Below are 24,460 nucleotides of genomic sequence, written 5' to 3'. Positions count from 1 at the left end.
ATTCGAGCAACAACCATCGCCTGCGCGGAGGCAGGCGGCATCATGCGAGCCATCAGGGCTGCGTTGGATGCGGGGTGGGAGTTGTGGCTCGACATGAAGGCCCGGAGTGTACAGGAGCCCGGCGGCGCTTGGCTCAGGGAGCGGCCGACAGCCGCTTTTCGAGCCACACGCTGTAGCGAGAGAGCCCGAAGCACAGCACCCAGTACACCACGGCGATGAAGAGATAGCCCTCGAGGTAGAACGGCCGCCATGTCGGGTCGCCGCCGAGCGCCAGCCCGAGCGCGCCGGTCAGCTCGAACAGGCCGACCACGGTGACGAGCGAGGTGTCTTTCAGCGTGCCGACCACGCTGTTGGTGAGCGCGGGCACGACGAGGCGCAGCGCCTGCGGCAGCACGATGTCGCGCTGCACCGGCCAGCGGCCGAAGCCCAGCGCCATGGCCACTTCGGTCTGCTCGCGCGGCACGGCCTGCAGGCCACCGCGGATGATTTCCGCCAGATAGGCAGCTACGAACAGCACGAGGCCCGCGAGCACGCGCACCAGCACGTCAGGCTGCCATCCGGCCGGCCACAGCAGCGGCAGCAGGAACGAGGCCATGAACAGCACCGAGATCAGCGGCACGCCGCGCACCAGCTCGATATAGCTCGCGCTCAGCGTGCGCACCACGGGCCAGCCCGAGCGGCGCCCCAGCGCCAGCAGCAAGGCCAGCGGAAAGGCCAGCGCCAGCCCCACCACCGCCAGCCCGATGGTCAGCGGCAGGCCGCCCCAGCGGCTCGTCGGCACCTGGGCCAGGCCGAGCACGCCACCGCGCATCAACAGCACGAACAGCAGCAATGCAGCAGCCCACAGCGGCACCAGCCACCAGCGCCAGCTGCGCGGCCAGGCGCTGAGCATCGTGACAGCAGACAGCACGACCACCGCGATGGCCGGACGCCACTGCTCTTCATATGGAAAGCGCCCGAAAAGCATCGGCCGCCATTTCTCGGCCACCACGCCCCAGCACGCGCCATGCTGCACCGCGCGGCAAGCCTCGGCGTCAGCCCGGAACACCGCATGCACGATGCCCCATTCGACGACGTGGAAGCCGCCCCATGCCAGCAGGGCCAGCAACATCACCGTGGCCAGCGAGCGCAGCGGCGAACCCCAGAGTTCACTGCGCCATGCAATGGGGCCTTGTGCAACGTTCCTCATCGCCAGCCTCGCAATGCAACGCGCGCGTTGTAGCGGTTCATGCCGAAGGAGATCAGCAGCGACAGCAGCAGGTAGACCGCCATGATGATCGCGATGCACTCGAAGGCGCGGCCGTTGGAGCCGATGGTGGTGTTGGCCACCGACACCAGCTCCGGATAGCCCACAGCCACCGCCAGCGACGAATTCTTGGTGAGGCTCAACAGCTGGTTGGTGAGCGAAGGCACGATCACCCGCAGCGCCTGCGGCAGCACGACGATGCGCAGTTGCTGCACCGGCGACAGCCCCAGTGCCTGCCCCGCCAGCACCTGCCCCTGCGACACCGACAGGATGCCCGCGCGCACGATCTCAGCCACGAAGGCGGCCGAATAGAAGCTCAGGCCCGCGACGATGGTCACGTACTCGGGGCTCAGCGCAGCGCCACCGCTCACGCCAAAATCACCACGCTCGGGAAACTCGAAATGCAGACCGCCCTCGCCCACCATGGGCCACGGCACGCTGAGCCCGCCCTTGCTCAGCCACACGCCCGGCAGCAGCCGCAGCGGCTCGGTCGGGTCGGGCAGCAGGTTGGCCATGGCAAAGGCCAGCATCAGCAATTGCACCAGCAGCGGCACGTTGCGCAGCAGTTCGACGTACGCGGTGCAGATGCCGCGCAGCAGCACGTGCGGCGCGAGCCGTCCTATGCCGATCAGCGTGCCGAGCACGACCGAGAAGATCGCCGCTGGCACGGCCGCGCGCACCGTGTTGATCAGGCCCGCGAGAAAGGCGCGCCAGAACGGCTGGCTGGCATCGAAGTCGAGCCAGCCCTCGCTGATGGAAAAGCCCGCGGGCTCGGTGAGAAAGTCGAAGCCCGAGCGAACTCCGCGCGCGCGAAGCACCTCGAGCGCATGGTGAACCACCCAGACCGCGCCGGCCACCACGGCCAGCACCAGCAGTGCCTGGACGGCCCACGCCAGCCAGACCCCGCGGCGCGAGGCCCCGCCGTTCATCGAACCGGGGGTGCGTAGATCAGACCGCCCTTGCTCCAGAGGTTGTTGGAGCCACGCGGCAGCTTCAGCACCGACTTCGGTCCAACGTTGCGCTCGAACATCTCGCCGTAGTTACCCACAGCCTTGATTGCGCGGAACGACCAGTCCTTGTCGAGGCCCAGCAGCTTGCCGAGGTCTTCGCCGGTGCCGACCAGGCGCTGCTGCCCCGGGTCCTTGCTGCTGGCCTTGAGCTCATCGGCATTGGCCTGCGTCACGCCGAATTCCTCGGCCTCGATGAGCGCGTTGGGCACCCACTTGGCAATGGCGAACCACTCGTCGTCGCCACGACGCACCAGGGGCGCGAGAGGCTCCTTGGAGATCAGCTCGGGCAGGATGATGTAGTCGTCGGGGTTCGGCGCTTCCTTGTTGCGCAGGCCGGCCAGCGCCGAGGCGTCGGTCGTGAAGGCCTGGCAGCGGCCCGAGAAGAAGGCCTTGAACGAAGCTTCGAAGCTCTCGAAGACGACCGTCTTCACCGGGATGTTCTGGGCACGGAAGTAGTCGGAGACGTTCTTCTCGTTGGTGGTGCCCGACTGCGTGCAGATGGTCGCGTTCTTGAGCTGCTTGGCGCTTGTCACCTTGAGCTTTTTCGGCACCAGGAAGCCCTGGCCGTCGTAGTAGGTGATGGTGGTGAAGTTGAAGCCCAGCGAGGCGTCGCGCGTGAGCGTCCAGGTGGTGTTGCGCGCGAGGATGTCGATTTCGCCGGCCTGCAGGGCCGAGAAGCGCTGCTGCGAGTTGAGCGGCACGAAGTCGACCTTCTTGCCGTCGCCGAGCACGGCCGCCGCAATGGCGCGGCAGGTGTCGACGTCGAGGCCCGACCAGTTGCCCTGTGTGTCTGGCGCGGAAAAGCCCGCCACGCCGTTGGTCACGCCGCACTTGACGGTGCCGCGTTGCTTGACCGCGTCGAGCGTCTTGCCGGCGAAGGCCGGTGCGGCCGCGGCCAAGGCGATGACGGAAGCGGCCACGAGCAGTGCCGGGCGGAATCGATTGTTCATTGGTGTGTTCTCCTCAAGAGTAGGCAAAAGGCAGTGTACGGGCCGACACCAGACTCTGCCAAAGAACTCCGGGTTGGATGCATATGCGCCGCAAAAGGCTGGCTCGAAGCGCCACAGGTTCACTACCATACGGCCCTCCAATCAACCACTCCAATGGAATCCACACAAATGGTCAAATCCGACGACACCGGCAAGTTCATCCTGCGCGTTTCGCTTGGCGTCCTGATCCTGCTGCACGGCATCGCCAAGCTGCAAGGCGGCGTCGGCTTCATCTCCGGCATGCTGGCCCAGCACGGGCTGCCGGGCGCGCTGGCCTATCTGGTCTACATCGGCGAGGTGGTGGCGCCCGTGCTGCTGATCATCGGCCTCTACACGCGTCCTGCGGCGTGGATCGTGGTCATCAACATGCTGGTGGCATTCGCGCTGGTCCATATGAAGGACCTGACCTCGCTCGGCAAGCAAGGCGGCTGGGCGCTGGAACTGCAAGGCATGTTCCTGTTCGCGGCGCTTGCTCTTGCCTTCATGGGCGGTGGCCGCTTCGCGCTCAGCAGCAAATACAACTGATCAGGTTCGATCAATCGTCATCGGCTGCATCGAGACCTGGGAACAGGACCTCGGTGTAGCCGAAGCGCGAGAAATCGCGCACCCGCATCGGGTACAGCTTGCCCAGCAGGTGATCGACTTCATGCTGCACCACGCGCGCATGAAAGCCAGTGGCGACCCGGTCGATCGGGTCGCCGTACGGGTCGAACCCGGTATAGCGGATGTTGGCGAAGCGCGGCACCACGCCGCGCAGGCCCGGCACTGACAGGCACCCTTCCCAGCCCTCTTCTTCCTCGTCGTTCAGCGGCGTGATGACGGGATTGAGCAGCACGGTGCGGGGCACCGGCGGAGCATCGGGATAACGGGGGCTCACGACATCGGTGCCGAAGATCACGAGTTGCTGGTCTACGCCGATCTGCGGCGCGGCAAGGCCGGCGCCATTGACCGCATGCATGGTCTCGAACATGTCGCGCACCAGCAGGTGCAGCTCGTCGGTGTCGAAGGCGGCGACCGGCTGCGCGATACGCAGCAGCCGGGGGTCGCCCATCTTGAGGATTTCGCGGATGGCCATGGCGGGATTATCGCGACAGCCTCGCGCGCTCGCCCCTGGTGGGGTCAGGGAGGGGTTTGCGTCTTGGAGTCAGGCGAGGTCCACAACCGCGCAGGCCCTCGCGGCATCTGCTGCGGCTGCGTGGGCGTGATGCCCGGCACACCACCGGGCCGCGCCGGGACCACGGCGGAAGGACGACCTCCGCCGCCCCAGGCCGGCGGGGCCGTTGGACGCACGCCGGGATAGGCGGGCCGCACGGGATAGCCCGGACGACCATAGTAGGGACGCCCGCGGTCATAGTAGTACGGACGGCGACCCTCGTAGTAGCCGCCACCTTCGATGTAGACCGGCGCGGGCGCCACCACCACGGGCGAAGGCTCGCTGTAGTAAGGCCCCGACGAATAGCCTCCGCCGCCATAGTAGGGATCGCCGGGCACGCCCACGCAGCCACTCAGCAGCGCAACGCCGCCGAGTGCAACACAGGCACCGAGAACTCGAATTTTTTGCATGAGGGACTCTCCTTGTGGCCTTCAATTAGCTTTCAACGCCAGGTTGTAGACCCTGTTGACTGCGCTGCGATGAAGTCGCGTAACGGCCGGTAAAGAGGATCTGCCGTCACGTTTTCCCGCTCACTCGCCCGCGTCTTCTGCCGGGACACCGTTGGCGAGTATCTCCAGCATACGCGCCTCGTCGATGATCTCGACGCCGTTCTCACGTGCCTTGTCGAGCTTGCTCCCGGCCTCTTCCCCGGCCACGAGGTAATGGGTTTTCTTGCTGACGGAGCCGGAAACCTTGGCACCGGCCGCCTCCAATTTATCCTTCGCTTCGTCACGGCTCAGCGTAGGAAGGGTGCCGGTGATGACGAAGGTCAGGCCCGCCAAAGGCTTCGGAGCGCGCGCGGCGGGCTCGCCCTCTTCCCACGTCAAGCCACAGGCTCGCAGTTGCTCGACCACCTCGCGGTTGTGCGGCTGGTCGAAGAAGGTGCGCAGGCTTTGCGCCACCACCGGGCCGACGTCGTTCACTTCGAGCAGTTGCTCCTCGGTCGCGTCCATGATCGCGTCGAGCTTGCCGAAGTGCTTGGCCAGGTCCTTCGCAGTGGTCTCGCCCACGTGGCGGATGCCCAGGCCGAACAGGAAGCGCGGCAGCGTGGTCTTCTTCGAGGCTTCGAGCGCATCGACAAGGTTTTTCGCCGACTTCTCGGCCATGCGCTCCAGCCCGGCCAGCGTGGTGAAGCCCAGCTTGTAGAGATCGGGCAAGGTGCGGATCAGGTTGGCGTCGACAAGTTGCTCGACCAGCTTGTCGCCCAGCCCATCGACATCGACCGCGCGCCGCGCCGCAAAGTGCAGGATGGCTTCCTTGCGCTGCGCAGCGCAGAACAGGCCGCCAGTGCAGCGGTAGTCGACCTCACCCTCCTCGCGTACGGCTTCCGAGTCGCACACGGGGCATTTGTGCGGCATGGTGAACTGCGGGCCGCGCTCGCCCTCTGGTTTTGCGAGGCTTTCGGGCACCACGCCAACCACTTCGGGAATCACATCGCCCGCGCGGCGCACGATCACCGTGTCGCCCACGCGCACGTCCTTGCGGCGCGCTTCGTCTTCGTTGTGCAGCGTGGCGTTGGTCACGGTCACGCCGCCGACGAACACCGGCGCGAGCTTGGCCACCGGCGTGAGCTTGCCCGTACGCCCAACCTGGATCTCGATGCCGACCACTTCGGTCAGTTGCTCCTGGGCCGGGTACTTGTGAGCCACGGCCCAGCGCGGCTCGCGCGAGACAAAGCCCAGCTGCCGCTGCAGCTCGATGCTGTCGACCTTGTAGACAACGCCGTCGATGTCGTAGGGCAAGGCATCGCGCTGGCGGCCGATGTTTTCGTGGAACGCTATGAGTTCAATAGCACCCGTAGCCCGCGCCGTCTGCGTTGCCACTGGAAAGCCCCACGCATGAAACTGCTGCAGCCAGTCGAACTGCGTCGGACAGTCGGGCCCGCCTTCGGCCGCCGGCGTGACTTCGCCCAGCCCATAGGCAAAGAAGCTCAGGGGCCGCGCCGCGGCAATCGCCGGGTCGAGCTGACGCACCGCGCCGGCTGCCGCATTGCGCGGATTGACGAACACCTTCTCGTTCTTCTGCCCATCCGCGATCTTCTGGCGCTGGCGCTCGTTGAGTGCGTCGAAATCGGCGCGCTTCATGTAGACCTCGCCGCGCACCTCGACCACGGGCGGCGCCGTGCCGTTGAGCCGCAAGGGAATCTCGCGCACGGTGCGGATGTTCTGCGTGACGTCTTCGCCCACCTCGCCGTCGCCGCGCGTGGCGGCCTGCACCAGCACGCCGTTCTCGTAGCGCAGGTTCATGGCGAGGCCGTCGAACTTCAGCTCGCAGACATAGCTGACCTGCGGCCCGTCCTCGGGCAAGCCCAGCTCCTTTCGCACGCGCGCATCGAAGGCGCTCGCGCCGCCGGGCGTGATGTCGGTTTCGGTGCGGATCGACAACATCGGCACCTTGTGGCGCACCTTGACGAAACCGTCGAGCACCTTGCCGCCCACGCGCTGCGTCGGCGAATCGGGCGTGCGCAGATCGGGAAACTCGGCCTCGATGGCCTGCAGGCGCTGGAAGAGCTTGTCGTACTCCGCGTCCGGCAGTTCGGGCGTGTCGAGCACGTAGTAGAGGTGGGCGTGCCGGTGGAGCTGTTCGCTCAGTGCGGCGGCTTCGCGTGCCGCTTCGTCGCGCGTCGTCATGGGGTGTCTCCCGAAGGTCGGAGTTGTTAGCTGAAGAGGCGTCGCGCCAGCGGAGAACCCGCAGCGAGGTCGCGCGCATCGAGCGTGTCGTAGAGCTGCTCGAGGTCAGCGCCGATCACGTCCATCGTCTCGTCGCGCAGCAGTTGGCCGTCGCTGTCGGTGACCACGCCGTCCATTTCGCGCGCCAGCGTGGCGGCGGCTTCGCGCATGCGGCGGAACGGCTCTTCGCCGCGATCGACCTGCGGCACATCGAGGCTCAGGCTGAGTTCGCGAATGGCCGATTGGGCTGGGTCGTCGGCCAGCGCAGCCTGCGTGTCGAAGGCCAGCCCGAGGACCGGCGGCAAACCAACTTCGCTGGTCGGCAGCACCATGCGCCCCGGAATGATGCCGGCCACGAAGCCGAGCCGCGCCGCGTTCTGCTGCACATAGCCCGGGCTCCAGGCCGCATGCAATGCGCGCAGAACAAAGCCCAGCTGCGCGTCATGCGCGCTGGCGAACTGGTCGAGCTCGCGGGCGCGTGCCACTTCGTCGAGCATCTCGGGGAACTCGGGCGCACCGTTGACCGCGTCGGCAAAGGCCTGCGCCTTGACCACGAATTCGGAATACTCGATTTCGTTGAGCGCGCCCGTGCGGTTGGCCAGCTGCACGCCGACCTGGAAGGCGCTGTAACGCTGCCCGGGCACGGGCGGCTCCCACTGCCCGTTGTGTTCGTTCAGGCCCTCGATGGCCACCGGCTTGCTACCCGCGCGCCGCGTCGACGGCATGGCGGCAATGGCTGCGTCGCCCGAGGCCAGGCCGTCGAGCGAGATCGGCGCGATCACGTCGATGAGCGGATCGAGCCCGCCGCGGCGCTCGCCGGTCGGTACGGGCACGCCGCTGGGCGCCGGCAGGTCGGGGTCGAATAAAGGCTCGTGGCGATCGGCGCCCTGCTGCACCTGGTACGGGTCGACGTGCAGCATCGGCTCCGCGCCGTCGGGCGAGCCCGACATTGCGCGCTCTGCATCGGCCAGCGCGAGGTCAACCGCATCGGGCTGCCGCGGTGCATTGCGGCGCGACATCATGGCCTCGTAGCCCACGACGGCCGCGAGAACGAGGCCGCCGAAGATTGCCAGGGCGAGAGTGAGGTTGCTCATGGGTGCCGCTCGGCTTACGCGGCTTCGACCATCGAGACCGCCGACTCCATGTCGACCGCGACGATGCGCGACACGCCCTGCTCCTGCATCGTCACGCCGATCAGTTGCTCGGCCATTTCCATGGCGATCTTGTTGTGGCTGATGAAGAGGAACTGGGTTTCACGGCTCATGGCGGTGACGAGTTTGGCATAGCGCTCGGTGTTCGCGTCGTCCAGCGGCGCGTCCACTTCGTCGAGCAGACAGAACGGCGCCGGGTTCAGCTGGAAGATGGCGAACACGAGCGCAATGGCCGTGAGCGCCTTCTCGCCGCCCGAGAGCAGGTGGATGGTCTGGTTCTTCTTGCCCGGGGGCTGGGCCATCACCTGCACGCCGGAGTCGAGGATTTCGTCGCCGGTCATCATCAGCTTGGCATTGCCACCACCGAACAGCTCCGGGAACATACGGCTGAAGTGCTCATTGACGATCTTGAAGGTGCCGCCGAGCAGGTCGCGCGTTTCGGCGTCGATCTTGCGGATGGCGTCTTCGAGCGTGCCGATGGCTTCGTTCAGGTCGGCCGACTGGGCGTCGAGGAAGGTCTTGCGTTCGCTGGCAATGGCCAGTTCGTCGAGCGCGGCCAGGTTCACCGCGCCGAGCGCGACCACCTCGCGGTTGAGGCGGTCGATTTCGCTTTGCAGGCCGGTGAGCTTCACCTTGTCGGTTTCGATCGACTGCTCGATGGCCTCGAGGTCGGCACCGGCGTCGTCCAGCAGCTGCTGATATTGCTCTACGCCCAGGCGCGCGGCCTGCTCTTTCAACTGGAACTCGGTGATGCGCTGGCGCAGCGGGTCGAGTTCTCGCTCGAGCTGCAGGCGGCGCTCGTCGCTGGCGCGCAGCTTGAGCGTGAGGTCGTCGTACTGGCTGCGCGCCGAGCCCAGCGCGGTTTCGCGTTCGAGCTTGAGGGCCAAGGCATCTTGCAGGCCGGCTTGTGCGGCGGCGTCGGACAGGCGGCTCAGCTCAGCGCGGGCGCGCTCGTCTTCGTCGGTCAGCGCCACGGTCTGCTGCATTGCCGTTTCAATGGAGCGGTTAAGTTCCGCGCGGCGGGCTTCGAGCGTGCGCTGCGAGAAGGTCGCCTCCTGCGCCTGGCGTTCGAGGCTGCGGTGCTGCTCGCGGCTCGCGGCCAGTGCGCGGCTGGCCTCGATCACGCGTTCGTCGAGCTCGGCATGGCGCTCCTGGCTGTCGGCCAGCTGCATGTCGAGCTCTTCGAAGCGGCCTTCGGCGGCGATGCGTTTCTCTTGCAGTTCTTCGAGCTGCGCGTCGACTTCGCCGAGATCGGCGGCCAACTGTTGGCTGCGGGCACGGGTCTGCTCGGCCAGCTGCGTCATGCGCAGGGTCTCGACCTGCAGTTCGTGCGCGCGCGACTGGGTTTCAGCGGCTTCGCGTCGCGCAGTCACGAGGCGCTGGGCGGCGTCGGCGTAAGCGGCTTCAGCGCGGACCAGCGCGGTGCGCGCCTCTTCGTTGATGAGCGTCTGGGCGCGCAGCTGGCGCTCCAGGTTTTCCATTTCCTGCTGGCGAGCCAGCAGGCCAGCCTGCTCGGAGTCGGGTGCGTAGAAATTGACGCTGTGCGAGGACACGGCATGGCCGCTGCGCACATAGATGACTTCGCCGGGCTGCAGCGTGGCGCGCTGGGCCAGCGCCTCTTCGAAGCTCGCGGCGGTGTAGCAACCGTGCAGCCAGTCGTTCAGCAAGGCCTGTTGCCCCGCGTCGTTCAGGCGCAGAAGGCTCGACAGGCGCGGCAGCGTCGCGGTGCCTTCGGGTGCCCCGGCGGCCGGCGGACTGTAGAAGGCGAGCTTGGCGGGCGGCGCGTCGTTGCCGAAGGCGCGCACCATCTCCAGGCGGCTGACTTCGAGCGCGCCCAGGCGCTCGCGCAGCGCAGCTTCGAGCGCGCTTTCCCAGCCCTGTTCGATGTGGATGCGGCTCCACAGGCCTTGCAGGCCTTCGAGGCCGTGCTTGGCGAGCCAGGGAGCCAGCTTGCCGTCGGTCTTGACCTTTTCCTGCAGTGCGCGCAACGCTTCGAGGCGGGCCGAGTACTCGGCGTGGCGGGCGCCCTCGGTGTTGACGGCCTGCTGCTTGGCGCGGCGGTCGTCGTCGAGCTGCGGCACGGCTTCCTGCAGTTCGTGCAGGCGCGCTTCGGCTTCGCTGGCGGCTTCCTGCGCCATCGCGTGCTGCTCTTGCATGTCGAGCAGGCGGGCTTCGTCGGGCGCGGCCAGTGCGTTCTGGTCGGCGCGCAGGCGTTCGCTGCGCTGCGTGAGCTGGCGGCTTTGTTCTTCGATGTTGCGCTGATCGGCGGCCAGCACCTGGATCTGCTGCTGCACCTGCGACACGGTCGTGCGCTGGGTGTTGGCTTCGTCCTGCGCACGCTGCACGGCTTCTTCGAGGTCGGGCATGCGCGCGTCGTGCTCTTCGAGCTGGGCGGCCAGCATGATGGCCTGCTCTTCGGCGTCCACGCCCGCGCCGGCCAGGGTTTCGATCTCGGTTTCGGCTTCTTCGCGGCGACGGCCCCACTGGCCCATCTGCTCGCGCAGTTGCACAAGACGCTGCTCGACGCGCTGGCGGCCTTCGACCACGAAGCGGATCTCGCCCTCGAGCCGGCCGACTTCGGCGCTGGCCTCGTAGAGCTTGCCCTGCGCCTGGTTGACCTGGTCGCCGGCCCCGTAGTGGGCCTGGCGCACGGTTTCGAGTTCGGCTTCGATGTGGCGCAGATCAGCCGTGCGCGATTCGAGGTCGTTGATGGCCTTTTCGGAGTCGGCCTTGATCTTGGACTGGTCGGCGTTGCTTTCGCTGCGCTTCAGGAACCACAGCTGATGCTGCTTCTTCGTGGCGTCGCCCTGCAGCGTGTTGTAGCGCGCGGCCACCTCGGCCTGCTTTTCGAGCTTCTCGAGGTTGGCGTTGAGTTCGCGAAGAATGTCTTCGACCCGCGTGAGGTTCTCGCGCGTGTCGCCCAGGCGGTTTTCGGTTTCGCGGCGGCGCTCCTTGTACTTGGAAACGCCTGCGGCTTCTTCGAGGAACAGGCGCAGTTCCTCGGGCTTCGATTCGATGATCCGGCTGATCGTGCCCTGGCCGATGATGGCGTAGGCGCGGGGCCCGAGGCCCGTGCCCAGGAACACGTCCTGCACGTCGCGGCGGCGCACCGGCTGGTTGTTGATGTAGTAACTGCTGGTGCCATCGCGGGTGAGCACGCGGCGCACGGCAATTTCGCCGAACTGGTTCCATTGGCCGCCGGCGCGGTGGTCGGCGTTGTCGAACACCAGTTCCACGCTCGAACGGCTGGCCTGCTTGCGGGTGGTCGTGCCGTTGAAGATCACGTCCTGCATCGATTCGCCGCGCAACTCCGACGCGCGCGACTCGCCGAGCACCCAGCGCACCGCGTCCATGATGTTCGACTTGCCGCAACCGTTGGGCCCGACAACGCCGACCAGTTGGCCCGGCAGCAGGAAGTTGGTGGGTTCGGCGAACGACTTGAAGCCCGAAAGCTTGATGGAATTAAGACGCACGACTTGTCGGCCTGCCTTGGCTGTAGCGCCAAGGTATTGATTTGTAAGGAAAATTGCACGGGCCCGCAGCTTGATGCAGGCCGCCGCCCCAGCCGTGGATGATAACGTCAGGGCATGAGCGATTCCCCGGTTTCACCCCTTGCCGTAAGACGAACCTGGCTGCTGGCGGGCACGGCCGCCCTGCTCGGTCTTGCCGGCTGCTCGTCGGTACGCGACACCCAACGCGCCGAACCCTACAACAACCAGGAATGGCTGCAGTCCGGCGCCAACCGCATCGCGAACCTGTCATTGCGCGACAACCTGCAGTCGGTGCGCCGGGTCCAGAGCACCCTGTACAAGCGCAACCCGCGCGAATGGCGCAAGTCGGCGGCCAGCATGGACGAAGCCACCCAGCGCGCCTGGGACGCCGTGCTCAAGGGCCCGCCCCTGCCTGAGCTGAAGGGCGCCACCGGCATCGACGCGATCCGCATGGCCTTCGACACCGGGCCGCAGGGCTACCAGGGCGACCGCGTGGCGGCGCTGGTGGTCGGCTGGGCCACGATGCTCAAGCAGGCCAACGGCGACACCTGGGACCAGACCATGATCGATGGCGTCAACGCCGAGAACAGCTTCCGGGCCGCGCGCAACTTCGAAATTTCGCTCTGGCTCATTTCCTCCAAGACCGGCCCCGACGGCCAGCCGCTGCTGCTGGCCACCGAAATCAGCGACCGCGGCCGCAACCTCGTGGCCGACCGCGAACTGTCGAAAGTGGTGGCGCGACTCGACCTGCTGGCCGCCCAGGCCGACGAAAAATACCGCCGCGCGGCGCTCGACTTCGGCCAGAACTGGGTGATGGGCGTGGTCATGCCCTTCTTCACGCTGCTGCCCAAGTGAGGTCGCGGGGAATGCAGTCTTTGGAAAGATATTTCCCAAAGATGCATTTGCGGTAATATATTTCCGTGAACAAGCAGGAACTCATCACCACCCTGACTGCCCGCCGCGAGGCCGCCGGCATCTCGAATGCCGAGATCGCGCTGCGCTCGGGGCTCACCGAGCGCTCCGTGCGCAACGCGCTGAGCCTGCGGGGCAATCCGCAGCTGTCTTCGCTACTGGCGCTGGTCGATGCACTGGGGCTCGAACTGCAGCTTGCGCCCAAGGGCTTCGGTGAAACGACGGCAACCGATGCCGGCTATCGCCCCGTGACCACGCGCGTCGGCCATGCCGTGGCGCAGGCGCCCGCCCCGCCCTACATCAAGCGCCGCTCGCCGCAATGAACGTCAAGATCCTCGAGATTTCGCTCGGCGCACGCCGCTTCGGCAAGCTGTTCCAGTACGCCGACCTGTGCCGCTTCGTGGCAGAGCCCGAGCTGGTCGCCAGTCCGTCGCCCGAAGTGCTGTCGCTCTCGATGGTGGCGAGCGATTCAGCCACCCAGTCGGCGCTGTGGAGCGACGTCAAGAACCCGTTGTTCAATGCGCAAGGCGGCCAGTTGCCGAGCTTTTTCCAGAACCTGCTGCCCGAGGGCGTGCTGCGTAGCCACATCGCGCAGCTGCGCGGCTGCCGCGAGAACGACTATTTCGAGCTGCTCGCGGCCTGTGGCGGCGACCTGCCCGGTGCCGTGAGCGCCAGGCCCGTGTCGGTAGACCGCGGCACGCTGCAGCGGCTCATCACGCAGGACCAGGATGCGCTGGAGATGTCGGTGGTCGAGCTGCCGATGCCGCAGGGCATTTCGGTCTCGGGCGTGCAGCCCAAGCTGGGCCTGCGCCGCCAGGGCGGACGGTATGTCGCCCGCACGCGGGCCGGCGCGAGCACGCGGGTCATCGCCAAGCTGCCGGTCGCCGGCAGGCCGCACATGCCGCAACTCGAGATGCTGTCGCTGCAGATGGCCGGCGCGGCGGGCGTCGAGGTTTGCCATGCCGAACTCGCCCCGCTCTCGGCCATTGCCGCAGAGCACAGCTATGCGCTGCCCGACGAACCCGAGTTTCTGGCGGTGACACGTTTCGACCGCGACGGCGCGCGCCGCATCCACTTCGAAGATTTCGCGCAGGTGCTGGCGATCGACCCGATGCGCAAGTACAGCGGGAGCTACCTCGACATGGCGCTCGCAATGCGCGCCTTTCCGTCGCTGGGCGACGAAGCGGTGCTCGAACTCGTGCGACGCCTTGCGGTGAACGACCTGCTGGGCAACCCAGACGCGCATCTGAAGAACTTCGGCGTGCTGTACCCCGACGGCATCGCGCCGCGCTTTGCCCCGGCCTACGACATCGTCGCGTACGCCGCGCTGCAGGGTGTCGACGGCCACGCCTTGCCATTGCTGCCGTTGCTGCCCGCAGCCGCCGGCACGGCCAGGCGCACGGCCCTGTTCACGCCTGCCAGCGTGCGCGCCTTCTGCTTCTCGACCGGGCTGCACGAGCCGCTGGTGCGCCGTGTGATCGCGGACACCGCGCGGCTCGCCCGCGACAAGTGGCCCGCAATGATCGAAGCCTCGGCGCTACCGGCCCCGTGGAAGAAACGGCTGCAGCAGCGCTTGCAGGCACATCCCTTGCTGCAAGCCATTTCAAAAGGTGGCAAACAGAAAGAAAAAGCAGCCCCCTAGAATGAATCCGCCCTCCACCCCTCTTCAACCCATTCGAGGCAGCATCAACTCATGAGCTCCATCAATTTCATCGGCGGCGAAAAAGGCGGTGTCGGCAAGTCGGTCACCGCGCGCGTGCTGGCGCAGTACTTCATCGACCACAGCCGCCCCTTCACCGGCTTCGACACCGACCGCTCGCACAGCTCGTTTACCCGCTTCTACGAAGGCTTTGCCTCGCCCGTGGTCGTCGACAGCTTCGAAGGACTCGACACCGTCGTCAACGGCTTCGAGACCAACCCGCAGCAAAGCGTGATCGTCGACCTCGCAGCGCAAACGCTGGCGCCGCTGTCGCGCTGGATCAAGGAATCGGACCTGTTCGACGTGTTCGCCGAGATCGGCGTCACGGTCAATTTCTGGCACGTGTTGGACGACGGCAAGGACTCAACCGACTTGCTCGGCTCGCTGATCGACACCTTCGGCAACCGGCCCAACTACATCGTGGTGCAGAACTACGGGCGTGGCAGCGACTTCGGGATGCTGCTGGGTTCGCAATCTCTTTCGAAGGCCACGGCCAACGGCGCTCGCGTGATTGCGCTGCCACGTTTGCATGACGCGAGCATGCGGAAGATCGATGCGCAGAACACCAGCTTCTGGAAGGCCGTGAACGACCGCGAAGGGCCACATGCCCTGGGGCTGTTGGAACGGCAACGCGTGAAGTCTTGGCTGGCTACGGTTTACGCTGCGTTCGATACGTTGCCTCTTTAAGTCCTTCATGCGGTCGGTCGAGATTCCGCCCTGAACACTTGACCTGACTCGACATCAAAAAAACCAAAAAGAGGGAGATTCACCTTGGACATCCACGTCAACCGAAATGGTCAGGCTTTCGGCCCCTACGAAGAGAGCGAGGCCAGGTCGCTGTATGCCCGGGGAAATATCGCTGTGACAGACTTGGTCTGGCGCGATGGAATGGCCGAATGGCAAACGGCCTTGCAACTGTTCGGCGCGCGAACGACGCACTCCGTTGCGCCTCCCATTGTCCCGCCGCCCCTTCTGCCGGCCCATCAGGTGCCCCCTGTGCCAGGCTACGCCGCACCGCCGTCCTCCTACGGAGCACAAGCCTCGATGCCACAGGAGAACCTGCCACCCAAATTGCACTGGGGGCTGGTCCTGTTGTTCACGGTACTGAGCTTCGGCATTTTTGCCATCGTCTGGCCGTTTATCCAGTCGACATGGGTGCGCAGTATCGATCCTCGATCCAATGCCACCATGTACCTGATCGGCTATGTGGTTCTGGCTGTCGTCGGGGGCGTGATCGATGCCTCCTCGGACTCTTCAGGCGCCCAGGGCTTTGGTGGGCTGCTTCAGATCCTGTCGTATGTGCTCTTCTATTGCGGGTGCTACTCGATGAGGCGCTCGATGATCGAGCGCTACAACAGTGTCGAATCGATCGGGCTGCAACTCTCCAGAGCCATGACCTTCTTCTTCAGCATCTTCTACCTGCAGCATCACATGACGCGGATCGCCGCGTGGAAAAAGACCGGCAACATCAAGCCGCAGTAGCCGGCGATTCGGTGCCGCCCGGCACCGCGCTCGAAATCCGGCTCAGATCATCCCGCCATTGATCGAGATCACCTGCCCCGTGACGTAGGCGGCTTCCTCACTAGCCAGGAACGCCGCCAGCGCCGCCACTTCCTGCGGCGTGCCAGCCCGCTTCACCGGCACCATCTGGTTGATGACCGCCTGGTCGAACACCGCATCCGCCATCGGCGATGCAATGATCCCTGGCGCAATCGCATTCACCGTCACCCCGCGCGACGCCACTTCGAGTGACAGAGCCTTGGTCGCACTGTTCAGCGCCCCCTTGGCAGCGGCGTAGTTGACCTGCCCCCGGTTGCCCGCAATCGCGGCCACCGACGAGATGTTCAAAATGCGGCCCCACCGCGTGCGCATCATCGGCAGCAGCAAGGGCTGCGTGACGCGGAAGAAGCCGTTGAGCGATACGTCGATCACCTTGTGCCACTGCTCGGCGCGCATGCCCGGCAGTACGGCGTCGTCGTGCACGCCCGCGTTGTTGACGAGGATCTGGACCGGTCCACTCTCCAGGATGCGCGCGCATGCCGCCGCCGAGGCTTCGTCGCTGCGCAGGTCGAACACGTGGCATTCCGCCTTGCCGCCCGCGGTCGTGATCGATGCCGCCAGTTGCTCGACCGCCTCGGGCCGCGAGTTGGCATGCAGCAGCACCGTGGCGCCGTCGCGTGCCAGGCGCTCGGCCATGGCGGCGCCGAGTGCGCCGCTTGCGCCGGTGATGAGTGCGCGTTTTCCTTCGAGGCTCATGGCGATGTCGTGCTTTCTTGTTGTTCTGCTGCGAGCGGCGTGTTCAGGACCACGACGGCACGGCCTTCGGCCAGCATGCGGCCGTCGTCGGCCTTGACGGTGAATTCATAGAGGATCTGACGATCGTCGCCCGACAGGCGCCGGGCACCTACCTGCAAGGCGCCGGGCACGTCGTCGAGGCGTGCCACCGCAAGCTTCACGTTGCGCGCGCTCGCCAGGAAACCGGCCGATGGCGTGCTGCCCTCGGTGGCCAGCAAGCCGCCGTGCAGCGCCATGGCCTGCGCCGCGTACTCGATTGCGTTCGGTGCGAGCAGGCCGCCTTCCGTGCGCAGCGGGTTGCCCGCTTGCGCATGGGTCGTGGTGCTGCAGTGGATCGCGTCGGCGTCCCAGCTCTCGAGTCGCTCCAGCAGGCACATGCTGCCGCTGTGCGGAATGCGCTGCGCAATGCCCGCGCGGTCGAGCGTCTGCGGTGCAGTCAAGCTGCGGCCTCCAGGTCGGCCACCAGCAGCACGTTGGCAAACGGCGTTCCTTCGCTCATCGGAATGCTCTGCACGCGGAAGCCCAGGCGCTGCAGCAGCGCGGTCCAGTCGGCCAGCGGACGGCCCCAGGTCGGCGAGACCTTGTGGCCGCGGATGCGCGTCACCGTGCGGTCGACCCACTGGCTGATTGCGAAGCCACGACGGCTCGACGCATCGCCCACGCGTAGCAGCAGTCGTGCGTGCGGGTTGCCGCCACGGCGCAGCGCGTCGCGCACGCGCTGCAACACGCCCTCTTGCGCTTCGAGGTTCACGTAGTGCAGCACGTCGAGGATCACGACGAGGTCGCAGTCCGGCAAGGCGGCTGAGCACATGTCGGCGCAGACGAGCCTTGGCGTAGGCTGCAGATGACCGATGGAGGCCTCGGCGCGCGCCACGTCCTTCGGCATCAGCTCGATGCCGGTGTAGTCGGCGCTGTGCGGCGTGGCGAGCCACGATGACGGCCAGCGGCCCTGCTTCTGCATCGCGCTCATTGATGCCAGCAGGCTTGCGAACAGGCCCTGCCCACAGCCGATGTCGACCACGCGCTGGTGCGGCGCGCCAAACAGCCCGCGTTCGAGCAGCCCGCGAAACACCGGGTCGCGCCCCAGCTTGCCGCGTGCGAAGTGCCAGGCGAAGCTGCCGCCTTTTTTGTAGGGAATGGTCGCGGCCTCGTGCAGCTCGCGCCACGCCCTATCGGTGGACAACATCACGGCGCTCATTCGGAAACCTCCGCGCTTCGCGCTACGGTGCGAGCGCCTTCGGGCGGCCGGGCGGCGTTCATGACTTCAATCCTTCAGGCAGGGTCACGGAGCGCAATCCATCGGCGCGCAGGCGTTCGAGCAACAAGGGCAGTACCTCCAGCAAAACAGGTTGTCCAGCAACGGTGCGCGCGGCATTGCCGTCGTGCAGCAACAGGATGTCGCGCGCCTGCAGGTTGTGGCTCAGGCGTGCCATCACCTTGGCGGCGTCGCCTTCGCGCGTGTCGAAGCCGCGCCGCGTCCAGCTCACGAGCGAGAGGCCGAGGCGGTGCAGCACGGGTTCGAGAAACGGGTTGCGCAGGCCAGCGGGCGCGCGGAAACAGGTCGGGCGCTGGCCGGTGACGTCGCTCAGGATGTCCTGCGCCCGCGCGATCTCGGCGGCGAAACCGCGCGGCCCGAGAAAGGAAAAATTGTGCCGGTGCCGCGCCGTGTGGTTCTGGATGCTGTGGCCGCGCGCCACGATCTCGCGCGCCAGTTCGGGGTGCGTCAGCACGCGCTCGGCAATGCAGAAGAAGGTGGCGCGCTGGCCGTGCGCGTCGAGCAGGTCGAGCACGCGCGGCGTTACCTCGGGCTCCGGCCCGTCGTCGATGGTGATCGCCACTTCGTGCCGCGCCGCAGCCGCTTCGGGCAGCCGCGTGACATTGGGGCCCAGCAGGCTGCTGCGCGGCGTCAGGCCGGCACCGGTGATCAGCGCATGGTTCAACACGATCGCGCCGATGGCCCATGGCAACGCTCCTGGCACCAGCACGCCCGCACCGATGGCCGCGACGTGCCACGCCGCGCTGGCGCGGATGGCCGGCGGCCAGGGCCAGGATTCGGTAGGTACGGGAGCGGTAGACATGAGGCCGGATTTTCCCCCGTCAGCCACGCGAAGCCTGCGAAGGCCCCACGCTGCGTGCGAATGCTGCCGAAAGCAACAGTGCCAGCAGCGCCCCCGGCGCAACCACGCGGCCAATGGACGACAGCGCCGGAATGTCCGAAATCGCGATCAGCCCGAACGACACCACGGTCGTCAGGTTGGCCAGCATCAGCGACGCCAGCGTGTCTTCATCGGCCCGCCCGGTGGTGCGCAACTGGTCGAAGAACAGCGCGTAGTTGGACCCCACCGCCACGATCAGCAGCAGCCCCACCAGATGCAGGATGCCCAGCGCTGCCTGCAGCACGGCCATGCCGCCGAGCGTCAACACCACCGCGAACACCAGCGGCTGGCATACGGCCAGCAGCCGGCGCCACGAACGCAGGTAGATGCCGAGCAGCAGCACCACCGCCAGTGCGCCGAGCAGCACCTGCACGAAGGCCTCGTGCAGATAGCGCTGGTACAGACTCGCGAGTTCGCGGCCGACGTCGACCACCTGCACCTCAGGCAGGCCGGCCAGCGCCGCTTCTAGACGGCCCTGGTCGAACTTGGCGCCCGGATGCAGCACGACCAGCGTGCCCCAGCCGCCGCCCGGGCGCTGGTACATCAGCGTGTTCAGGACCGAGCCGAGCGGCCCGGCGGCCAGTTCGGCGCGCTGCACCAGTGGCAGCTTGCGCGCAGCCTCGATGTCGGCCAGGAACGGCCCGAGCCGCGAAGCCGGCAGCGGCATGCCCTTGGTTGCCTCTGCCAGGTTGGCGCGCAGCGTTTCGGCGTCCGGCAGGGCTGCGATGCGCGCCGTCTGCACCTCTACGCTGGGCAGCACGCGCGTGACCGTTTCGTAGCCGACGAGTTCGCCCTGATCCACCAGCGCATCGAGCCGCTGCGCCGCCGCTTCGGTGTTGCGCAGCGCGGCCTGTTCGTCGTCGCCATAGGCGACCACCAGCACGCCACCGTCGCTCGAGCCAATGTCGTTGCGCAGCATTTCGTCCAGCTGCTGGGCTGCCTTGGGCACCGGGCTCATCGCGCCAAGGTCGGCGCGCCACAGATGGCCGCCCTGCCACAGCACCAGTGCCAGTGCTGCCACGCCCAGCGCGGCCAGCGGCCAGCGCAGACGCGGCAGGCCGCGCACCAGCGCGCCGGCCATCTGCGCCATGTATTTGCGCATGCCCATGCCGGTGGCACCGTCCGGCGCCAGCATCGGCAACACGTAACGCGTGGCCAGCGCGGCCGCAACGAGGCCTGCAATGGAAAACACACCCAGCTGCGCCAGCCCCGGAAAGCCCGAGAACACCAGTGCTGCAAAGCCGCACACCGAGGTCAGCAGCCCGAGCCGTACGGTCGGCCAGTTCAGGTCGCGCCAGCGCTGCCAGCCGGTGCCTGCCACGGCGGCGCCACGCGCCTGGATGAGGTAATAAATGGCGTAGTCGACCGTCTCCCCGATCAGCGTGCTGCCGAAACCCAGCGTGAGGCCATGCACCGAGCCGAACACCAGGCTCACGCTCGCGGTGCCGATCACCACGCCCGTGGCCACGGGCAGGAAGGCGATGACCAGCGCGCGTGGCGATGCAAACGCCAGCAACAGCAGCCCGCCCATCACGATGCCACCCACCACCGCGAGGTGGATCGCTTCGGTCTTGATCTTGTCGCGGCTCATCACCGAGAACACGGGCGGACCGCTCAGCAGCAGCTTGGGCGCCGTGGCCCCCATGTCGCGCGTCGCGGCCGCGTAGGCGGCGTGCACGCGCGCAATGGCGATGGCTTGCGCGTCGAGGTCGCTGCCGGCGGCACGCGTAGTGGCGACCATCAGCGCGCGCGGCGCGGTGCGCGACATCCACACGCCGTCCTCGCTGCGCGGCGCGCTGGCGGGCGTCAGCTCCATGGCAATGCGCTGCGTCTCCCCGGTCGGGTCGCGATCAAGGAGGGGCTTGATCACGTTGCCGGCAGGCGTGCCCAGCATCGACAGCGTTTCGTTGATCGCGTCGCGCAAGCCCTCGGCAGTGAACTGCCCGGGCGTGACGCCGGGCGACAGCTGGTAGCGGTGCTGGAGCACCCAGTTCCCCGCCTCGCTCCAGTCGCCGACGTCTCCGTTCTGGATCAGGTCGAAGAGCTTGCTCTCGCGCATGTCCTTTGCCACCGCGCGCGACGCTGCGGCGCGCTGCTCGGCACTGCCGCCTTCGATGCCCAGCATCAGCGTGCGCGAGGCGACGCCGCTTTGCAGCTGCTCGATCAGCACGCGCTGGCGCACGTCGGGGCTCTTGGGCAGAAAGGCCGAGAGATCGGCACCGATCTGCGTGCGCGCAATGACTACGGCGCCGCACAGCAGCACCAGCAGCCACGCCAGCAGCACGACCGCCCTGCGCCGCCAACCCGGCGGGCCGCCCGCCCGCTGCTGTGGCGTCACGGTGTGGTGCGTCCGGTGGCGCCGGACGGAGCCGCGTTGGCTGGCGCGGGTGCAGTCGCGCCCGGCGTGATGTTCATGGCCGAGCGGTCACCGCCGACAAACTCCATATCGAGCCCCAGCACGTCGCTCGCGCGGCCGCTGATGCGGATGCTGCGCACCTGCGCGGCCAGCCGGCTGTCCATCGGCACGAGGTCGAGCGTCCACTTGGCGGCGGAGCCCGACACGGTGCTGCGGAAATAGCGCTGCAGCGTGGCGCCGTCGCCGGTCAGCGTGCCGCGCATGGCTTCGACCAGGCCGAGCAGCTCGGGCATGCTGTCGAGCGCCAGCGTGCGGTTGCGGCCGCCGCGCGACAGCGTCAGCGTGTTGCCCTCGACCGCCATGGTCTCGACGCGCGGCGACAGCGTGCGGCGCACCAGCTTGTCGGGCGCGTCAAAGCTCAGCGTGCCGCTGGCGTCGAGCGGGCCTTCCAGGCCGTGCACGAAGCGCTGTTCGGTGAAGCGGGCCTCCCCGCTCTTCTGCTTGGCCAGCAGCGTCATCAGCTCGGGCAGGTCGAACGCCGCCCAGGCCGGCACGGCGCAGAAGGCCAGTGCGAGCACGCATGCCCTGCAAAGCCAGTCAAGCCGCATCTTCGAGCCAGAAATCATGGAAATTGAACCAGTTGTAGGGGTATGCGCGGCACAGCGCTTCAAGGCGCGCCACATAGGCTTCGACGGCCGCGCGAATACGCGCTTCGCGCTCCGCGGGGCTGCAAACCGGCTCGCCGAAGTCGGCCAGCGGGTCGAACCGAACATCGTAGCGAGCACCGCCGCCGTAGAGCCCGGCCATGAAAAACACCTTGCGGCGCAGCAAGGCCGCAAGCCGGAAGGGACCATCGTTGAAAACCGCGGGCTGCCCGAGAAACGGCAGCACGATGTTGTTGCCGCGCTGGTGCGCGGGCTGCTCTTCGCTGCCCGGCAGTGTGCGGTCGGCCAGCATGCCGCCCAGGCCGCCGCCGTCGAGCCAGTCGCGCAGGGCCAGCATCGAATGCGGCCGGCCCAGCGCGATGACGTGCGGCCGCAATTCGGGCACGGCAATGGTGTTGAGGATGGCCGTGATGCGCTGCGCGTTGTCCGGGTACATCAGCATCGCCAGGCGCAGGTTGTGCTGGTGCGTCTGCTGCTTGCAGGCGCCCAGCGCCTCGAAGCTGCCGATGTGGGCGCCGAGCAGGAAGGCGCCCCGCCCCCGCGCGATCTCGGCATCGATCGGGGCATTGCCTTCGATGCTGACCTTGAACAGGTCCAGGCGCCCGCGCAGAAAGTACACGCGGTCGAGCACCGTCGAGGCAAAGGCGTGCAGCAGGCGGAAGCCGTCGACCCAACCCGCCTGCGGACCGATGGCCCGGAACAGGTAGCGCTTGATGTGCCGGCGCTGCGCCGGCGCGAACAGCAGGAAGTAGAGCGCGATGGGCGGCAGCAGCAGGCGCGTGACGTGACGTCCGCACACAAGCGCCATCAGGACGATGAACCGCAGCGCAAGCATGTTGCTGCGCTCGGGCGCACGGGCCCAGTCGCCGCTTTCGCCTTTCGGTGCTGCCTGCCCTGCCCGGGTTGCCTCTTTCACGGCGCGCGCCTCGACGTCGGTGTGCTTCATCACGCGGACTCTTGCACGGCTGTCCAGCGGCCCGTGACAGCCACCACGCCGTCGCAACGCACGTCGAAACGCACGCCGCGACCGGGCCCGGCTTCCGGATGCAGCTCGATGGACAGCGCGGCGCCAGGCCGCACCGGCGCCAGGAACTTGGCTGCCGCAAGCGTGGGGTTGGCCCCCAGCCGCGCCATCAGAGCCGGCACGCGGCGAATGGCCTCCATGACCTCCGCCAGCACCAGCGCACCCGGCAGCAGCGGCTGCCCCGGGAAATGACCGGCAAAGACCGGGTGATCGGCCGGCACCACGTGAGCCATCTGCACCGGTGTGTCGTCTTCCGCGAGCTGCGCCAGCGCAAATTCGCGCAGCGCCCGCACGGTGAGCTTGCCCGTGCCTTCGCGCGGGAAGGCCTTGACCTGCACCACGCGGCGCGGCACGAACACGGGTTCGAGCCGCTGCCGCAGGGCCGCGATGATGTCGCCCCCCGAAAGCGTGGGCGCCACCACGAAAGCCACCGGCCGCACGACGCCGTCGGCTACCTCGTCGGGCAGCCAGAAGGCGCCGTCGTCCACGCCGGGAATGCTGTTGAGGTGAAAGTTCAGGTGCGCGAGCGAACTGCGTCGGCCCGCCACGTGAATCAGGTCGTTGGCCCGGCCGAACAGGCGGAAGCGGCGCTCGTCCAGCAGTTCGAGCACGTCTGCCATCGGCGTGGGCTCGGGTATGAAGTCGCCGCTGAAGATGAAGCGCTCGGGGCCACCGTCCGCCGAGGGCTCGGCGTGCACGCGGATTTCGCCGAAGGTTTCCCAGATCTCGTTGTCGGTGGTGCGGCGCGTGGCGACCTGGCCCGACTCGGTGCTGCCGTAGATTTCGAGCAGCACGCCGCCCATGGCCTGCTCGGCCTGCTGCGCAAGCTGCGGCGACAGCGGCGCGGTGGCCGACAGGATCAGGTCGACCGGCGGCAGCTCGATGCCCGAGAGCAGCAATGTCTTGAGATGGAACGGCGTGGTCACCAGCGCGCGGGGGCGCGGCACCGAGGCAAGCGTCTTCGCCACATCGGCCGGGAAAAACGGCCGGCCGCTTTCGAAGGCCGCGCCCCCCAGCATTGCCAGCAGCACCGATGACTCGAGCCCGTAGCTGTGCTGCACCGGCACGGTCGCGACCAACGTCAGGCCTTCCAGCGTGGGGCACTCGAGCACCCGGCACAGCCGCTTCACGGCCACCGCCACGTCGCCCACCAGCGTGCCCCAGGTCTTGGCGTGCGGCTGCGGCACGCCGGTCGAGCCAGAGGTCAGCAGGCTTGCGGCGTGCATGGCTGCGTCGATCTGCGGCACGGGGCCCTCAGAACTCGCGCGGTTTTGGCTGTTTTCGACCAGCACGCGCTGCATGCCGGGCGTTTGCTGCTTCAGATCGTCGGTGAGCGCAAAAAGACGCGGACCGCCGGATTCGAGCAGGCGCGCGAGCGTGTCAGGCCGCGCGTCGGGCGGCAGCAGGCTGGCATGGCCGCGCACCAGCGCCGCGCCCAGGCTTACGGCAAAGGCATAGCGGTCTACGCAGAGATTGACGGCAGAGCCCTCACCCGGAAGTTCGGGCGCGAAGCGGGCCACGTCGGCCAGGAACTGCCGCGTGCTCACCGGCACGCCGGCGCGCCAGGCCAGGATGGAATCTGGGTCTCGGTCGGTGAGCAGTGGCAGGAAACGGGTATCTGTCGTCACGCGGGCGGCGCCTGTG

General features: G+C 67.4%; 22 protein-coding genes. 6 read left to right on the top strand and 16 right to left on the bottom strand.

What is annotated here, in order from left to right; all coding sequences use genetic code 11:
* Nucleotides 1–133: 133 nt before the first annotated feature.
* Genes NWF24_RS13335 through NWF24_RS13325 form a run of 3 tightly spaced genes read right to left on the bottom strand, consistent with a single transcriptional unit; the run spans nucleotide 134 to nucleotide 3,206 of the window.
* Nucleotides 134–1,189 (bottom strand): amino acid ABC transporter permease, encoded by a 1,056-nt coding sequence (locus NWF24_RS13335; protein WP_258354557.1) that lies wholly within the window; start codon nucleotides 1,187–1,189, stop codon nucleotides 134–136.
* Entirely contained in the window at nucleotides 1,186–2,175 is a 990-nt protein-coding gene (locus NWF24_RS13330) for an amino acid ABC transporter permease (protein ID WP_258354556.1), read from the bottom strand. Before NWF24_RS13330 ends, NWF24_RS13335 begins: the two co-directional genes overlap by 4 nt.
* Nucleotides 2,172–3,206, bottom strand: coding sequence for an amino acid ABC transporter substrate-binding protein (locus tag NWF24_RS13325; protein ID WP_258354555.1), 1,035 nt, complete (start codon nucleotides 3,204–3,206; stop codon nucleotides 2,172–2,174). The genes NWF24_RS13330 and NWF24_RS13325 overlap by 4 nt, the downstream gene beginning before the upstream one ends.
* 168 nt (nucleotides 3,207–3,374) lie before the next feature.
* Between NWF24_RS13325 and NWF24_RS13320 the strand changes: the two genes are divergently transcribed.
* Complete coding sequence (locus tag NWF24_RS13320) at nucleotides 3,375–3,770, top strand: DoxX family protein (protein WP_093073981.1); 396 nt, start codon at nucleotides 3,375–3,377, stop codon at nucleotides 3,768–3,770.
* Between the two features lie 10 nt (nucleotides 3,771–3,780).
* On the opposite strand, the gene def is transcribed toward NWF24_RS13320, so the two are convergent.
* From def to smc, 5 genes are all read right to left on the bottom strand, one after another.
* On the bottom strand, nucleotides 3,781–4,320 hold the full coding sequence (gene def / locus NWF24_RS13315) for a peptide deformylase (protein WP_258354554.1): 540 nt from the start codon (nucleotides 4,318–4,320) through the stop codon (nucleotides 3,781–3,783).
* Between the two features lie 44 nt (nucleotides 4,321–4,364).
* Nucleotides 4,365–4,808, bottom strand: a complete 444-nt coding sequence (locus NWF24_RS13310; RefSeq protein ID WP_258354553.1) for a hypothetical protein — start codon at nucleotides 4,806–4,808, stop codon at nucleotides 4,365–4,367.
* Between the two features lie 120 nt (nucleotides 4,809–4,928).
* A complete protein-coding gene (ligA, locus tag NWF24_RS13305) occupies nucleotides 4,929–7,028 on the bottom strand; it encodes an NAD-dependent DNA ligase LigA (protein ID WP_258354552.1) in 2,100 nt (699 codons plus the stop codon).
* Between the two features lie 26 nt (nucleotides 7,029–7,054).
* Nucleotides 7,055–8,161: a cell division protein ZipA C-terminal FtsZ-binding domain-containing protein gene (locus NWF24_RS13300; RefSeq protein WP_258354551.1), complete on the bottom strand. Its 1,107-nt coding sequence runs from the start codon at nucleotides 8,159–8,161 to the stop codon at nucleotides 7,055–7,057.
* Nucleotides 8,162–8,175: 14 nt separating this feature from the next.
* Entirely contained in the window at nucleotides 8,176–11,691 is a 3,516-nt protein-coding gene (smc, locus tag NWF24_RS13295) for a chromosome segregation protein SMC (RefSeq protein WP_258354550.1), read from the bottom strand.
* A gap of 114 nt (nucleotides 11,692–11,805) precedes the next feature.
* Between smc and NWF24_RS13290 the strand changes: the two genes are divergently transcribed.
* The 5 genes from NWF24_RS13290 to NWF24_RS13270 all read left to right on the top strand — a co-directional run bounded on the left by NWF24_RS13290 (nucleotide 11,806) and on the right by NWF24_RS13270 (nucleotide 15,802).
* Entirely contained in the window at nucleotides 11,806–12,564 is a 759-nt protein-coding gene (locus NWF24_RS13290; protein ID WP_093073975.1) for a hypothetical protein, read from the top strand.
* A gap of 65 nt (nucleotides 12,565–12,629) precedes the next feature.
* Nucleotides 12,630–12,944 carry a helix-turn-helix domain-containing protein gene (locus NWF24_RS13285; RefSeq protein ID WP_258354549.1) on the top strand — a complete coding sequence of 105 codons (315 nt, stop codon included), beginning with the start codon at nucleotides 12,630–12,632 and terminating at the stop codon, nucleotides 12,942–12,944.
* The gene (locus NWF24_RS13280; RefSeq protein ID WP_258354548.1) at nucleotides 12,941–14,263 is read left to right on the top strand and encodes a type II toxin-antitoxin system HipA family toxin; all 1,323 of its coding nucleotides are present in this window, start codon (nucleotides 12,941–12,943) and stop codon (nucleotides 14,261–14,263) included. The genes NWF24_RS13285 and NWF24_RS13280 overlap by 4 nt, the downstream gene beginning before the upstream one ends.
* A gap of 51 nt (nucleotides 14,264–14,314) precedes the next feature.
* On the top strand, nucleotides 14,315–15,007 hold the full coding sequence (locus NWF24_RS13275; RefSeq protein WP_093056939.1) for a mobilization protein: 693 nt from the start codon (nucleotides 14,315–14,317) through the stop codon (nucleotides 15,005–15,007).
* An 84-nt stretch (nucleotides 15,008–15,091) separates the two neighbouring features.
* Complete coding sequence (locus NWF24_RS13270; RefSeq protein WP_258354547.1) at nucleotides 15,092–15,802, top strand: DUF4339 domain-containing protein; 711 nt, start codon at nucleotides 15,092–15,094, stop codon at nucleotides 15,800–15,802.
* A gap of 42 nt (nucleotides 15,803–15,844) precedes the next feature.
* Here the strand turns inward: NWF24_RS13270 and fabG are convergent, their stop codons facing one another.
* From fabG to NWF24_RS13230, 8 genes are read right to left on the bottom strand one after another with little or no spacing between them, the layout of a single operon-like run.
* Nucleotides 15,845–16,576 carry a 3-oxoacyl-ACP reductase FabG gene (fabG, locus tag NWF24_RS13265; protein ID WP_258354546.1) on the bottom strand — a complete coding sequence of 244 codons (732 nt, stop codon included), beginning with the start codon at nucleotides 16,574–16,576 and terminating at the stop codon, nucleotides 15,845–15,847.
* On the bottom strand, nucleotides 16,573–17,055 hold the full coding sequence (locus NWF24_RS13260; protein ID WP_258354545.1) for a hydroxymyristoyl-ACP dehydratase: 483 nt from the start codon (nucleotides 17,053–17,055) through the stop codon (nucleotides 16,573–16,575). The genes fabG and NWF24_RS13260 overlap by 4 nt, the downstream gene beginning before the upstream one ends.
* Nucleotides 17,052–17,813, bottom strand: coding sequence for a class I SAM-dependent methyltransferase (locus NWF24_RS13255; RefSeq protein WP_258354544.1), 762 nt, complete (start codon nucleotides 17,811–17,813; stop codon nucleotides 17,052–17,054). The genes NWF24_RS13260 and NWF24_RS13255 overlap by 4 nt, the downstream gene beginning before the upstream one ends.
* Nucleotides 17,814–17,871: 58 nt before the next feature.
* Complete coding sequence (locus NWF24_RS13250; RefSeq protein ID WP_258354543.1) at nucleotides 17,872–18,693, bottom strand: polysaccharide deacetylase family protein; 822 nt, start codon at nucleotides 18,691–18,693, stop codon at nucleotides 17,872–17,874.
* A gap of 19 nt (nucleotides 18,694–18,712) precedes the next feature.
* Nucleotides 18,713–21,109, bottom strand: coding sequence for an MMPL family transporter (locus NWF24_RS13245; RefSeq protein ID WP_258354542.1), 2,397 nt, complete (start codon nucleotides 21,107–21,109; stop codon nucleotides 18,713–18,715).
* Nucleotides 21,106–21,735 carry a LolA-related protein gene (locus tag NWF24_RS13240; protein WP_309148884.1) on the bottom strand — a complete coding sequence of 210 codons (630 nt, stop codon included), beginning with the start codon at nucleotides 21,733–21,735 and terminating at the stop codon, nucleotides 21,106–21,108. Before NWF24_RS13240 ends, NWF24_RS13245 begins: the two co-directional genes overlap by 4 nt.
* Nucleotides 21,725–22,738, bottom strand: a complete 1,014-nt coding sequence (locus NWF24_RS13235) for an acyl-CoA synthetase (protein ID WP_258354540.1) — start codon at nucleotides 22,736–22,738, stop codon at nucleotides 21,725–21,727. The genes NWF24_RS13240 and NWF24_RS13235 overlap by 11 nt, the downstream gene beginning before the upstream one ends.
* Entirely contained in the window at nucleotides 22,738–24,444 is a 1,707-nt protein-coding gene (locus tag NWF24_RS13230) for an AMP-binding protein (protein WP_258354539.1), read from the bottom strand. Before NWF24_RS13230 ends, NWF24_RS13235 begins: the two co-directional genes overlap by 1 nt.
* Nucleotides 24,445–24,460: the final 16 nt, after the last annotated feature.

It is taken from the genome of Variovorax paradoxus (genome assembly GCF_024734665.1).
In the GTDB taxonomy this organism is placed as follows: domain Bacteria; phylum Pseudomonadota; class Gammaproteobacteria; order Burkholderiales; family Burkholderiaceae_C; genus Variovorax.
Note: the sequence above shows the minus strand (reverse complement) of the source record. Positions and strands in the feature narration are given on the sequence as shown.

Excerpts from the sequence above, each read along its gene's own strand:
- NWF24_RS13335 (WP_258354557.1), bottom strand. The coding sequence starts at position 1,189 with ATGAGGAACGTTGCACAAGGCCCCATTGCATGGCGCAGTGAACTCTGG.
- NWF24_RS13330 (WP_258354556.1), bottom strand. The coding sequence starts at position 2,175 with ATGAACGGCGGGGCCTCGCGCCGCGGGGTCTGGCTGGCGTGGGCCGTC.
- NWF24_RS13325 (WP_258354555.1), bottom strand. The coding sequence starts at position 3,206 with ATGAACAATCGATTCCGCCCGGCACTGCTCGTGGCCGCTTCCGTCATC.
- NWF24_RS13320 (WP_093073981.1), top strand. The coding sequence starts at position 3,375 with ATGGTCAAATCCGACGACACCGGCAAGTTCATCCTGCGCGTTTCGCTT.
- def (WP_258354554.1), bottom strand. The coding sequence starts at position 4,320 with ATGGCCATCCGCGAAATCCTCAAGATGGGCGACCCCCGGCTGCTGCGT.
- NWF24_RS13310 (WP_258354553.1), bottom strand. The coding sequence starts at position 4,808 with ATGCAAAAAATTCGAGTTCTCGGTGCCTGTGTTGCACTCGGCGGCGTT.
- ligA (WP_258354552.1), bottom strand. The coding sequence starts at position 7,028 with ATGACGACGCGCGACGAAGCGGCACGCGAAGCCGCCGCACTGAGCGAA.
- NWF24_RS13300 (WP_258354551.1), bottom strand. The coding sequence starts at position 8,161 with ATGAGCAACCTCACTCTCGCCCTGGCAATCTTCGGCGGCCTCGTTCTC.
- NWF24_RS13290 (WP_093073975.1), top strand. The coding sequence starts at position 11,806 with ATGAGCGATTCCCCGGTTTCACCCCTTGCCGTAAGACGAACCTGGCTG.
- NWF24_RS13280 (WP_258354548.1), top strand. The coding sequence starts at position 12,941 with ATGAACGTCAAGATCCTCGAGATTTCGCTCGGCGCACGCCGCTTCGGC.
- NWF24_RS13275 (WP_093056939.1), top strand. The coding sequence starts at position 14,315 with ATGAGCTCCATCAATTTCATCGGCGGCGAAAAAGGCGGTGTCGGCAAG.
- fabG (WP_258354546.1), bottom strand. The coding sequence starts at position 16,576 with ATGAGCCTCGAAGGAAAACGCGCACTCATCACCGGCGCAAGCGGCGCA.
- NWF24_RS13255 (WP_258354544.1), bottom strand. The coding sequence starts at position 17,813 with ATGAGCGCCGTGATGTTGTCCACCGATAGGGCGTGGCGCGAGCTGCAC.
- NWF24_RS13250 (WP_258354543.1), bottom strand. The coding sequence starts at position 18,693 with ATGTCTACCGCTCCCGTACCTACCGAATCCTGGCCCTGGCCGCCGGCC.
- NWF24_RS13240 (WP_309148884.1), bottom strand. The coding sequence starts at position 21,735 with ATGCGGCTTGACTGGCTTTGCAGGGCATGCGTGCTCGCACTGGCCTTC.
- NWF24_RS13235 (WP_258354540.1), bottom strand. The coding sequence starts at position 22,738 with ATGAAGCACACCGACGTCGAGGCGCGCGCCGTGAAAGAGGCAACCCGG.